Consider the following 12,889-nt stretch of genomic DNA (forward strand, 5'->3'; position numbering starts at 1 on the left):
AACATTATTGGTGCGTGACAACGATCAGACGCAGCGCATCGAGACGCCAGCCTGCATTGCCCAGGCTTTCCAACACCTGTTCGCGATTGCTCTCCAGCGCTTCAACCTCGTCATCACGGATGTTGGGGTTGACCGCGCGCAGCGCTTCGAGACGTGACAGCTCAGCACCGAGTTTCTCTTCGGCTTCCACTTTCGCTGCCGCGATAATCGCCTGCGCTTCCGGAACGATCGCTTTTTCGGCCTGGGTCAGAATCTCGTGCACGTCTTGCTGCACCGCATTCACCAGCTTGCTGCCGGTATGGCGATTCACCGCATTCAGCTGACGGTTAAAGCTTTCAAACTCCACTTTGCCCGCCAGATTGTTCCCGGCGCGATCCATCAGCAAACGCACCGGCGTTGGCGGCAGGAAGCGGGTGAGCTGCAGACTTTTTGGCGCTTGCGCTTCAACCACATAGATCATCTCGACCAGCAGCGTCCCGACCGGCAGCGCCTTGTTCTTCAGCAGTGACAGCGCACAGCTACCGGTATCGCCCGAAAGGATCAGGTCGAGGCCGTTGAGGATCAGCGGATGTTCCCAGGTAATAAACTGGGTATCTTCGCGCGACAGCGCCTGGTTACGGTTAAAGGTCACGGTGCAACCCTCTTCCGGCAGGCCAGGGAAATCAGGCACCAGCATGTGATCGGACGGCGTCAGCACGATCAGGCTATCGCTGCGGTCTTCCTGATTGATGCCGACGATATCGAACAGGTTCAGCGCAAAGTTAACCAGATCGGTATCGTTGTCCTGCTCGCCGATGGCATTTGCCAGCTCCTGAGCGGCTTCGCCGCCGTTGGAGTTCAGTTCCAGTAAGCGATCGCGTCCCTGTTCCAGCTGTGCTTTCAGCGCATCGTGCTGCTTACGGCTTGCGCTGATGAACTCATCGAGTCCCTGCGGATTTTCCGGCGCAGCAAGATATTCAATCAGCTGATTGTACTCATTGTCATAAATGGCGCGGCCAGTTGGGCAGGTGTGTTCGAACGCATCCAAGCCTTCGTGATACCAGCGCAGCAGCACCGCCTGCGCGGTTTTTTCCAGCCACGGCACCAGAATCTGGATGTCATGCATCTGGCCGATACGATCGAGACGACCGATACGCTGCTCCAGCAGATCCGGGTTGAACGGCAGATCGAACATCACCAAACGGCTGGCGAACTGGAAGTTACGGCCTTCAGAACCGATTTCGGAACACAGCAACACCTGCGCGCCATCCTCTTCGGAGGCGAAGAAGGCCGCTGCGCGGTCGCGTTCGATAATCGATAGGCCTTCGTGGAACACGGCGGCACGGATGCCTTCGCGCTCACGCAGCACCTGCTCCAGCTGCAGCGCGGTGGCGGCTTTGGCGCAGATCACCAGCACTTTCTCTTTGCGGTTGCTGGTGAGGTAACCCATCAGCCACTCAACGCGCGGATCGAAGTTCCACCATGTGCCGCTATCGCCTTCAAATTCCTGATAAATCTGCTCGGGATACAGCATGTCACGCGCGCGCTCTTCTGCGCTTTTGCGCGTGCCCATGATGCCGGAGACTTTAATCGCTGTTTGATACTGCGCGGGCAGCGGCAGACGAATCTGGTGCAGCTCGCGTTTCGGGAAGCCTTTCACGCCGTTACGGGTGTTACGGAACAGCACGCGGCTGGTGCCGTGGCGATCCATTAGCATCGAGACCAGCTCTTTACGCGCGTCTTCTTTGCCATCGCGATCGCTGTTCGCCACTTGCAGCAGCGGCTCGATATCCTGTTCACCGATCAGATCGTTAATCAGGTTCATCTCATCTTTGCTGATGGCGTGGTCGGCCAGCAGCGAGCTCACCGCATCGGCTACTGGACGATAATGCTGCTGCTCTTCGACAAACTGGCCGAAATCGTGGAAACGATTCGGGTCGAGCAGGCGCAGACGTGCAAAGTGGCTCTCTAAGCCCAGCTGTTCTGGCGTGGCAGTCAGCAGCAGTACGCCAGCGGTTTTCTCTGCCAGCTGCTCAATAACCTGATATTCGCGGCTCGGTGCGTCTTCGCTCCATGCCAGATGGTGCGCTTCATCAACCACCAGCAGATCCCACTCGGCATCGGCCAGCAGCTCAAGACGCTGCTTGTTACGGCGTACAAAATCGAGCGAACAGATAATCAGCTGCTCGGTTTCAAAGGCATTGTCGCTGTCGTGCTGCGCTTCGGTGTAGCGATCGTCATCAAACAGCGCAAAGCGCAGGTTAAAGCGACGCAACATTTCCACCAGCCACTGATGTTGCAGCGTTTCCGGCACCACAATCAGCACGCGCTCGGCACGACCGGCCAGCAGCTGTTGCTGGATGATCATCCCGGCTTCAATGGTTTTACCCAAGCCCACTTCATCTGCCAGCAGCACGCGCGGCGCGTGGCGACGGCCGACATCGTGAGCGATGTGCAGCTGATGCGGAATCAAATTGGTGCGCATCCCGCGCAGGCCGCTGATCGGCAGGCGGTATTGCTCGCTGTGGTATTTGCGTGCGCGGAAACGCAGCGCAAAGCGGTCCATGCGGTCGAGCTGACCGGCGAACAGGCGATCCTGCGGCTTGCTGAACACCAGTTTGCTGTCCAGCATCACTTCGCGCATGACGACGCCCGCTTCTTCGGTGTCGAGACGTGTGCCGATGTAAGTCATTAAATCGTTTTCGTTGCGGACTTCATCGACGGTCATCTGCCAGCCTTCGTGGCTGGTGATGGTGTCACCCGGATTGAAAATCACACGAGTGACCGGAGAATCGTTTCGGGCATACAGGCGGTTTTCGCCGGTTGCCGGAAAAAGCATGGTGATCATGCGCGTATCGAGCGCGACCACCGTGCCCAATCCCAGTTCACTTTCCGTATCACTAATCCAGCGCTGACCCAGTGTAAAAACCATATATTTTTTGCTCGACTCTCTGACATGCCATAAAGAAGTTCACCTGTACTCAGGCAATACCCAACCGCCAAACGGGTGTTTGGTCAGATTGTGAGTGCGGTGAGAATCAGGAAGGGCGCTATGGTACTGGATGGCAAGGCATTCGTCACCTGTCAAAAAAGCCCCAGCTGCCCAGTAATGAGTGTAGCAAAGTCGTCACCGACGAACGGCAAAATGCCGTCAGCCACCGGTTGCAGCTGTTTGGTGACGTAATGATCGTAGTCGAGGGGCGTATTGCGCACCTCGAGCGGTTCCGGTCCGGCCGTGGCCATCACATAGCGGATCGAGCCACCGTTTTGATACTGCAGCGGGCGCTGCAGCTTGCGGTTTTGCTCATCGGCGAGACGCGCAGCGCGCACATGTGGCGGCACATTGCGCTCGTAATCTTTCAGCGCGCGCCGCAGGCGTTTTTTATACACCAGCTGATCGTCGAGTTCACCGGCCAGCAGCTGCGCCACCGTTTCGCGAATGTAATCCTGCCACGGCTCGCCACGGAAAATACGGCCATACAGATTTTGCTGGAACTGCTGCGCCAGCGGCGTCCAGTCGGTGCGCACTGATTCGAGGCCTTTAAACACCAGCCGCTCGCCGCCCTCGTTGCGAATCATGCCGGCATAGCGCTTTTTGCTGCCCTGTTCGGCGCCGCGAATGGTAGGCATCAGGAAACGGCTGAAGTGCGTTTCATACTCCAGCTCCAGCGCGCTCTCCAGCCCATAAGTCGATTGCAGATGCTGCCGCCACCAGCCGTTCACCTGTTCAGCGAGATGACGACCAATCGCCGTCGCCTCCGCTTCACTGTGCGCGCCTTTCAGCCAGACGAAGGTGGAATCGGTATCGCCGTAAATCACATCAAAGCCTTCCGCTTCAATCAGCTCGCGCGTTTGCTGCATGATGGCGTGGCCGCGTAGGGTGATGGATGACGCGAGGCGCGGATCGAAGAAGCGGCAGGCGCTGGTGCCGAGCACGCCATAAAAAGCATTCATGATGATTTTCAGCGCCTGCGACAGCGGTTTGTTATTGTCGCGCTTGGCGGCTTCACGCCCTTGCCAAATCTGCTCGACAATTGCCGGTAAACAGTGGGTCTCACGGGAAAAGCGCGCATTGCGGAAGCCGGGCACGGAATCGGCGTCATCCGGGTGCGCCAGGCCTTCCACCAAACCCACCGGATCGATAAGGAAGGTGCGAATAATTGAGGGATAGAGGCTTTTGTAATCCAGCACCAGCACCGAATCGTACAGGCCGGGCCGCGAATCCATCACGTAGCCGCCGGGGCTGGCTTCCGGCGCCACTTCGCCGAGATTCGGCGCCACGAAACCGGCGCGGTGCATGCGCGGGATATAGAGATGACCAAAGGCCGCCACCGAACCGCCGTGACGATCCACCGCTAAACCATTTACCGTGGCGCGTTCCAGCAGGAACGGCATGATGGCGGTGTGCTGGAAAATGCGCGTCACCAGCTCACAATCCTTGAGATTATATTTCGCCAGCGCCGGTTTATCGTTGGCAAAGCGCCAGTTGATCTCTTCCATGCGATCCCACGGATTATTGATGGCCTTGCCTTCACCAAGCAGCTGGCGCGAGACCGCTTCGAGGCTGAATGACGGGAAATCCCAAAACGCGGATTTGAGCGCGTCGATACCATCAATAATTAAGCGGCCCGTTGCCTGCGCGAAGAACACACCAGGTTTGAAGCCGTGCTCGCGCCACTCCAGCGCCTGCTTCTGACGCCCTAAACGCAGCGGAATGCCGTAGCGATCGGCGTGTTTCTGCAGTACGCGTAGATCGAACTGCACTACATTCCAGCCAATAATCACATCCGGTTCATGCCGCTCGAACCATGCGTTGAGCTGCTCAAGCAGCTGCGGGCGGCTATCAACATAGATCAGTTCAAAATCGAGCGTGCTGGCATCGCCGTTGGGCGGACCGAGCATGTAAACCTGGCGCTGACCGCAGCCTTCCAGCCCGATGCAGTAGAGCTCACCGTGCTGCGTGGTTTCGATATCCAGCGATACCCATTTCAGCTGCGGACGATAATCAGGATGCGGTTTCAGACGCGCGTTGACCACGCTGTCACCGCGTATTTCACCGCTAAACCACACCGGCGCGGTGATAAAGCGCTCCATCAAATAGCGTTCGGGTGGACGAATATCCGCTTCATAGACCGGAATGCCGTTTTCACGCAGGCGCTTTTCCAGATTTTGCAGCTGGCGATTGCTGCGGCAATAGAGGCCAAACACCGGGCGGCGGCGGAAATCCTTCAGCTCCAGCGTTTGCAGGCGCGTATGACGTTCGTCGCGGATCAGCGCTTCGGTTGGCGTGCGAAACTCCTCGGGCACAAACGCCACGGATTCCTGGGCAGGCAGCACCAGCCGCTGCGGGCCGCTGTCGGTGGCCAGCCACAGCACCACTTCGCTGCCGGTCGGCGTATCTCGCCAATGTCGGGTAAGCAGAAAACCTGCGCGCGGATCGGTCACGTGAACTCCAGAGAATGAATTGCATTGAGTATAACATGGATGTTTATACAGTGTCCTGCAGGCGAAATTGTCACCACTTTGTCAACATCGTTCTACAATTCTTGCCTTGACGACCATGTGTATGCTCTGGACAATCCAGCCTCTATATTCCGCAGAGGATATTTATGGAAGCCTGGATTCAACACCTGTTTTCGCAATCGCTGGAGTACGCGCTGATCGCTGTGGCGCTGGTGACCTTCCTTGAGTCGCTGGCCTTCGTGGGATTGCTGTTGCCGGGCACGGTATTAATGGCCAGCCTTGGGGCGCTGGTCGGAAGCGGACAAATTGGTCTTTACCCTGCGTGGGCGGCCGGATTCGTTGGCTGTTTAATCGGCGATTGGGTTTCCTACGGCATCGGCTGGAAGTTTCAGGGGCCGCTGCATCGCTGGAAATATCTGAAAAAGTACAAGGGTTTGCTGGATAAAACCGAGCATGCGCTGCATCAACACAGCATGTTCACCATTCTGGTGGGGCGATTTGTCGGCCCGACGCGTCCGCTGATTCCGCTGGCAGCGGGCATGCTGGAGTTGCCGGTGCGCAAATTCCTGCCGCCTAACCTGATTGGCTGCATCCTCTGGCCGCCCGCGTATTTGATGCCGGGCATTCTGGCGGGCGTGGCGATTGATGTACCGCAGGCCGCGCAGGGCGGCAGTTTTAAATGGCTGCTGTTGCTGGTGGCGCTGCTGCTGTGGGTCGGTGGCTGGTTGCTGTGGCGCTGGTCGCGCAGCGGTAAAACGGTGGATTGGGCGACTAAGTATCTGCCTGCATCGCGTCTGCGCTGGCTGGCACCGCTGATGGCGGCGATTGGCCTGGGCGCGTTTATCGCAATCCAGTTCCATCCGATGATGCCAATCTTCCGCCACCTGCTGTGGAAAGTTTTCTTCGCTTAACGCGCTGTCACGCCAAGGATGGCGGCCGCGGCACTTTCACCGCGCACCAAACTCTCTGTACTGCCATCCCAATAGATGCGCCCGTCGACAATCACCAAACTGCGCGGCGCAATCTGCTGAGCATCTTCCAGACTGTGCGACACCATCAACAAGGTGATGTTGCGGTTTTCGCATACCGAACGTACCAGCTGCAGCATCTCGTTGCGCAGCGCCGGATCCAGCGCTGAGAAGGGTTCATCCAGCAGCAAAATCGGTTGATTGCGCAGCAGGCAGCGCGCCAATGCCACGCGCTGACGCTGTCCACCGGAAAGCTGACCAGGCAAACGCGTGAGCATCGCCTGCAAGCCGGTTTGCTCGGCGATATCCACCACTTGCTGCTGCTGTTCGCGCGTCAGTTTCAGGCCCGGATGTAAGCCCAACGCCATGTTTTGCTGCACCGTGAGATGCGGAAACAGATTGTTCTCCTGGAACAGCATAGAAACCGGGCGCGCCGACGGCACGCTGTGGGTATGATCTACGCCGTTCATCACCAGCGCGCCTTGATTGATCGGCAAAAAGCCGCCAATCAGACTCAGTAAAGTACTTTTCCCCGCGCCGCTCGGACCGAGGATCGCCAGACGTTCACCCGCCTGCGCCGCAAAACTGAAGCGCATCGGCAGATGCTGATAAAGGTAAGTAAGGTTATTCAGTGTCAGCATGGCGACCCGGTAATTTTTCCATCAGAGTAAAAAGTAGTAAGCAGAGCAGCAGCAGCAGGAGTGCGGTGACGGCACCGTCCGCACCGCGATAGGCGCCAATCTGTTGGAACAGATAGAAGGGCAGCGTGCGGAAATCGGCGCTGCCAAACAGCGCGACCACGCCGAAATCGCCAATCGACAGCACGCAGGCAAACGCCAGCGCCTGAGCAATCGGGCGTTTCAGCGCGCGCAGCTCAATCAGCCGCAAGCGGTTGAAACCGGAGATGCCGAGTGAAGCGCAGAGCTGGCTGTAACGGGCGCTGATATCGCGCATCGGATTCTCCAGCACTTTCATCGCATAAGGAATGGCGATCAGGGCGTTAGTAAAGATCACCAAACCATCGGCGCGCTGCGGCAACCCCACGGTGGCGTTGAACAGCAGAAAGAAACCGCTCGCCAGTACAATGCCCGGCATCGCCAGAATCAGCATGCCGCTCATCTCCATCGCCTGCGCGGCGACTCTGTTCTGGCGCTGCCGCAGTTCGCGGCTGCTCCACAGCAGCATCATGGTCAGCACCACGCAGAGCACGCCGGCGCCCACGGCAATACGCAGCGAGGTAAAGGTGGCTTGCCACAGCGCCGCTTGTTGCAGCGCACCGGCAACGCCGCCGCGCAAACCATCGACGATTACTGCCGCCAGCGGCGGTAACAGCAGCAGCAGCGCCAGGCCAATCAGCACCGTATCGCTGATGCGCGCCTGCCATGAATCCTGCGGATCGCGCCAGCCGCGAATGCTCTGGCTGCCGGTGGGAATGGCTTTGCTAAAGCGCTGGCTCAGCATTACCAGCAGCAAACAGCAAGCGAGCTGTAACAGCGCCAGCAGCGCCGCGCGGCCCGGATCGTAATCGAAATTCAGCGCCTGATAGATCGCCAGTTCCAGCGTGGTCGCTTGTGGTCCGCCGCCCAGCGCCAGCACCGTGGCGAAGCTGGCGAAACAGAGCATAAAGATCAGCGCCGCCGTCGGCAGAATCTGACGGCGCAGCCACGGCCACTCCAGCAAGCGAAACAGATTCCAGCCGCGCAGGCCAAGCTGGGCGGCGACCTGGCGCTGCTCGCCGGGAATGCTCTCCAATGCCTGTAACAGCAGGCGCGTCGCCAGCGGCAGGTTAAAGAAGACGTGCGCCAGCAGAATGCCCTGCAGGCCATACGGCGAAAAGTGGTAGTCAAAGCCGATGGTCGCGCACAGTTGTGCCAGCCAGCCGCTGCGACCGTACACGCTGAGCAAGCCAAACACCGCCACCAGCACCGGCAGCACCAGCGTCATGGCGCACAGACGTAGCAACAGATTGCGTCCCGGAAAACGGCGACGATAGAGCGCGCGCGCCAGCAGGATCGCGGTCAACACCGACAGCAGCGCCGACAGCAGCGCCTGCTCAAACGAGAACAGCAGCACATGATGCAAATAGCTGTCGTCGAGTAGCGCGCGCCAGTCGGTGGCCGGAGCGACCATCACCAATGCGCCAAACGCCAGCAGCGCCACCGCGCACAGCAACAGCGCGATGGCGCTACCGGGAATCAACCAGCCGGGCATTAACGGCTAACGGCGCTTTGCCATGCGCTGATCCACGCGGCGCGATGGTCAGCGACTTCGGCTGGCGTGAATTGCAACGCCTTCGCGGGCACCTGCAGCGCTTGATAACCGGCTGGCAGATCGCTTTTGATCACCGGATACATCCAGTTGCCGGTAGGAATGGTCTGCTGGAAGGCCGGAGAAACCATAAACTGCATGAACTGCTGCGCCAGCTTAGGCTGTTTGCTGCTGGCGAGCTGCGCGGCGACTTCCACCTGTAAATAGTGGCCTTCGCTGAATTCGGCCGCGGCGTAGTTCTCTTTCTTCTCTTCGATGATGTGATAAGCAGGAGACGTGGTGTAGCTCAACACCAGATCGCCTTCGCCTTTCAGGAACAAGCCGTAAGCTTCGCTCCAGCCTTTAGTGACGGTAACGGTTTTTTGCGCCAGCTTCTGCCACGCATCAGCTGCGTTATCGCCATACACTTTTTGCATCCACAGCAGCAGGCCAAGACCCGGCGTGCTGGTACGCGGATCTTCATAAATCACGCGCCATTTTTCCGGGCTTTCGACCAGCTCTTTCAGGCTTTTCGGCGGGTTCTTCAGTTTGTTTTTATCGTAGACGAAAGCGAAGTAGCCATAATCGAACGGGATAAAGGTTTGATTGTTCCAGCCATCCGGCAGTTTTAAGCTGCGGGTATCAATACTGCTTTTGGCAAACAAGCCGGTTTTCTCCGCCGCCTGCACCAGATTGTTATCCAGCCCCAGCACCACATCGGCTTTGCTGTTTTTACCTTCCATGCGCACGCGATTGAGCAGCGATACGCCATCTTCCAGCGCCACATACTTCAATTCGCAGTCGCACTGCGCTTCAAAGGCTTTTTTTACCGCCGGACCGGGGCCCCAATCGGCAGAGAACGAATCGTAGGTGTAGACGGTCAGAACCGGTTTAGCAGCGAAAGCCGGAGCCGTAACCAGCAGCAACATAGGCAGAACTTTGTTTAACACTTTGCGCTCCTTGAGGAGAAGAGATGTTGAGTCGCAAAGGATCTGAGGCGTGAGGCATCTCAAATCCCTACGCCGGTATTAGCCGGATCAGGTTCGACGGGTTTCTCTCAGCCCTGATATCAAGGCACCCCGTTGAGAACGGCTCATTCTAGACATTTATATGACAGCGCGAAAGGATCACAGCTCCGGTGGTGCAAACCAGGCTGATTTGAAATCAAACCAGCCGAGCGTATTCAGCCGCACGCCGCGCATACTGCGTTGCCCTTCCAGCAGCAGCCAGTGATGGAACAGCGGATGCAGATAGTCGCGGTCGATCAGCTGTTTGCTCCATTCCGCCAGCGGTAACGCTTTCTGCCGCCAGCGCGCGGCATCGGCTTGCCAGTCAATCGGGATGCAGTGATGCATCAATGGCAACTCGAACAGTTGCGCGAACAGCGCGTACTCCAGCGGCAGGGTAAAGTTGACGCTGCCGAGCCAGATATCACTTTCACCTTCACCCTCGAACCACGCTTCGTAGCTCACGACACGAGTAATTAGCTCAACACCTTGCTGCGCCAACAGCGGTCGCAACGCGTTAGCGATACCTTCATGCTCAACGTGATGGCTGTACCAGCTCAGCGTCAGCTGAGTTAAGCCTGCCGGTTTATCGGCGGAGGTGAGATCGCGGCGATGGTGCCAGCGCGGCAGCAAGCCATAAGCCGGGAACCAGTAACGCTGATAGCCTACGCCTGCATGATTCAGTAAGGCGATGGGATTAAACAGATAGCTTACCCAGCGGCGGAAATGCGCATCGCGGCCCAACTCGGAGCGCTGATCGTACAGCAGGAAGTAGCAGCCTTCTTCCAGACGACTCTCTTCCGATTTTTCATCGGCGGTTTCGCCTTGCAATTTAACCCCGGCATACACCAGCTCGTCGCTGATCTCCGGCAGCACCCAAATCGACACATCGTCAATCAGCGCGCGATAGCCAAAGTAATCATCAAAGGCGGCGATTTTCAGCTGCGTTTGCTGATTGCGCACCACGCTGTACGGACCGGTGCCAAGCGGCTGGCGGGCAAACTGGCGTAACGTGGGCCATTCGCGCGGCAGGATCATCGCGCTGACGCTGGCCAGCAGCCACGGCAACCAATCGTCCGGCTGGCTCAGATGGATATCCAGCGTCCAGGGCGCGGGCGAATCCAGTTTACTGATGTGAGAAAACAGCGGCTGGCTGCGCACGCGCTCCAGCGAAGCAATCACATCCGCCATTTCCAGTTCACGGCCATGATGAAAACGAATCGCCGGGCGCAGGAAGAAACGCCACTGCAGCGGCGAGGTTTGCTGCCAGTGATGGGCGATATCGGGTTCGATTTCCCCCTTTTCCTCATTTATGCGCATCAGGCCGTTGAAAATTTGTCGCGCCAGATGGGTTTCCGAACGGCGCAGCGGCGAACCGGGCAGCAGATTGGGCAGCGGGCGATAATAGAGCACGCGCAGGATGTGTTTACCCTGGCGGAAGCTGCGGCCTAAATGTGCCGCAATCATCTGGCGCACCTGGTTTTTATCGCCCACCAGCTGCACTAACTGTTCGATACGATCTTGTTCCAGCAGATCCTCGGCGCGCTGCTGCTGGAGCGCCAGGCCGGTGTAGCAAAAACTCAGCATTGAGCGCTTGCCACGTCCCGCTTCTGCCTGCCAAATCAGCCAGCCTTGGCCTTGCATGGCGTTGAGCAGGTTACGCATATGGCGACGCGAGCAGTGCAGCAGATCGGCCAGCTCGCTGAGCGTGGTTTCCTGATCCTGCCCCTGACGGCTTTGCCATAGGCGGATAAATTGCTGCTGCAGACGTGAAGAGGACATAAAAGGGGAACTCCTTGTCAGAATCGCTCAGTTTTTCCTGCCTCATATTAGAGGCATACTGCCCGGCAATGGAAGAGCGGGAGGCATTCAGTAATGAATGGCGCTCTGCCAGCGGTTCCGCCGACGTGGAACCCCTTTCTGAGTAGGGTGCATTTTCACCGCCAGCAGCGCTTTATCTGCTGGCTTTTTTCGTTTTGCTGTAGAATCTTCTACCCTCATTTCTCTACCTTTTTTATTCGCAAAGGGATTTCTGCATGAAATCGCTGTTAACGCGTCAACGTCGCATCAATCCGGTCTACCTCTCGTTTATGGCGGTGTCGTTTATGACCGGCGTGGCCGGTGCACTACAGGCGCCGACGCTGAGCCTGTTTCTGACGCGCGAAGTACAGGTAAGTCCGTTCTGGGTCGGCTTGTTCTTTACCATCAATGCGATCGCGGGGATTGTGGTCAGCCTGCTGATGGCGAAACGCTCCGATAATCAGGGCGATCGCCGCAACCTGATTCTGTTTTGCTGCCTGATGGCCACGCTGAATGCGCTGCTGTTTGCCTTCAATCGCCACTATTTAACGCTGGTGACGCTGGGCGTGTTTTTGTCGGCGCTGGCCAGCGTGTCGATTCCGCAGGTGTTCGCCCTCGCGCGGGAATATGCCGATCAGTCGGCGCGTGAAGTGGTGATGTTCAGCTCGGTGATGCGTGCGCAGCTGTCGCTGGCGTGGGTGATCGGGCCACCGCTGTCGTTTGCGCTGGCGCTTAATTACGGTTTTGTGACGCTGTTTTGCGTGGCGGCGGGGATTTTCCTGCTAAGCATGCTGCTGATCTGGCGCACCTTGCCCTCGGTGCCGCGCGTGGTGGTCTCGCCTGAAGAGGTGCTGACGCAGCTGAGCCCGTGGAAGGACAGTCAGGTGCGGTTACTGTTTATCGCCTCGGTCACCATGTGGGCATGCAACACCATGTATATCATTGATATGCCGCTGTATATCAGTACCACGCTTGGCCTGCCGGAGAAGCTGGCGGGCTTGCTGATGGGCACCGCCGCCGGGCTGGAGATTCCTATTATGCTGCTGGCCGGGCATTACGCGCGGCGCACCGGCAAACGCAACCTGATGTTGCTGGCGCTGGTGGCGGCGATTGTGTTTTATCTCGGATTGGTGATGTTCCAGTCGCGGACAGCGTTGATGGTGCTGCAACTGTTTAATGCCGCGTTTGTTGGCATCATCGCCGGAATTGGCATGTTGTGGTTCCAGGATTTAATGCCGGGCCGCGCAGGTGCGGCGACGACGCTTTTCACCACCTCAATTTCCACCGGCATGATTATCGCTGGCATCATTCAGGGCACCATGAGTGAACGCTTTGGTCATGAGTCGGTTTACTGGCTGGCGTTGGGGCTGGCGGTGCTGGCGTTGGGACTGGCGTCGCGCGTGCGGGATGTGGTTGATAGATAGC

General features: G+C 58.0%; 8 protein-coding genes and 1 riboswitch. Of the genes, 2 read left to right on the forward strand and 6 right to left on the reverse strand.

Going from position 1 to position 12,889, the window contains the following annotated elements:
• Positions 1-4: 4 nt before the first annotated feature.
• Together rapA and polB are read right to left on the reverse strand one after the other, a co-directional pair.
• Positions 5-2,911: an RNA polymerase-associated protein RapA gene (gene rapA, locus P6287_RS03425; protein ID WP_277974509.1), complete on the reverse strand. Its 2,907-nt coding sequence runs from the start codon at positions 2,909-2,911 to the stop codon at positions 5-7.
• Positions 2,912-3,063: 152 nt separating this feature from the next.
• A complete protein-coding gene (gene polB / locus P6287_RS03430; RefSeq protein WP_277974510.1) occupies positions 3,064-5,424 on the reverse strand; it encodes a DNA polymerase II in 2,361 nt (786 codons plus the stop codon).
• A 164-nt stretch (positions 5,425-5,588) separates the two neighbouring features.
• Between polB and P6287_RS03435 the strand changes: the two genes are divergently transcribed.
• Positions 5,589-6,353, forward strand: coding sequence for a DedA family protein (locus tag P6287_RS03435; RefSeq protein ID WP_277974511.1), 765 nt, complete (start codon positions 5,589-5,591; stop codon positions 6,351-6,353).
• On the opposite strand, the gene thiQ is transcribed toward P6287_RS03435, so the two are convergent.
• The 4 genes from thiQ to sgrR form a co-directional block, all read right to left on the reverse strand.
• Complete coding sequence (gene thiQ, locus P6287_RS03440; RefSeq protein WP_101762131.1) at positions 6,350-7,051, reverse strand: thiamine ABC transporter ATP-binding protein ThiQ; 702 nt, start codon at positions 7,049-7,051, stop codon at positions 6,350-6,352. The genes P6287_RS03435 and thiQ overlap by 4 nt on opposite strands.
• Positions 7,035-8,621 carry a thiamine/thiamine pyrophosphate ABC transporter permease ThiP gene (gene thiP, locus P6287_RS03445; RefSeq protein WP_277974512.1) on the reverse strand — a complete coding sequence of 529 codons (1,587 nt, stop codon included), beginning with the start codon at positions 8,619-8,621 and terminating at the stop codon, positions 7,035-7,037. Before thiP ends, thiQ begins: the two co-directional genes overlap by 17 nt.
• Complete coding sequence (gene thiB / locus P6287_RS03450) at positions 8,621-9,607, reverse strand: thiamine ABC transporter substrate binding subunit (protein ID WP_277974513.1); 987 nt, start codon at positions 9,605-9,607, stop codon at positions 8,621-8,623. The genes thiP and thiB overlap by 1 nt, the downstream gene beginning before the upstream one ends.
• A 46-nt stretch (positions 9,608-9,653) precedes the next feature.
• Positions 9,654-9,749, reverse strand: a riboswitch (TPP riboswitch).
• A 35-nt stretch (positions 9,750-9,784) separates the two neighbouring features.
• A complete protein-coding gene (sgrR, locus tag P6287_RS03455; RefSeq protein ID WP_277974514.1) occupies positions 9,785-11,446 on the reverse strand; it encodes an HTH-type transcriptional regulator SgrR in 1,662 nt (553 codons plus the stop codon).
• Positions 11,447-11,700: 254 nt separating this feature from the next.
• Here sgrR and P6287_RS03460 point away from each other — a divergent pair, with 254 nt between their 5' ends.
• A complete protein-coding gene (locus P6287_RS03460) occupies positions 11,701-12,888 on the forward strand; it encodes an MFS transporter (protein WP_110867518.1) in 1,188 nt (395 codons plus the stop codon).
• The last annotated feature ends 1 nt before the right edge of the window (position 12,889 follow it).

This window comes from Pantoea sp. X85 (assembly GCF_029623675.1).
Lineage (GTDB): Bacteria > Pseudomonadota > Gammaproteobacteria > Enterobacterales > Enterobacteriaceae > Pantoea > Pantoea leporis.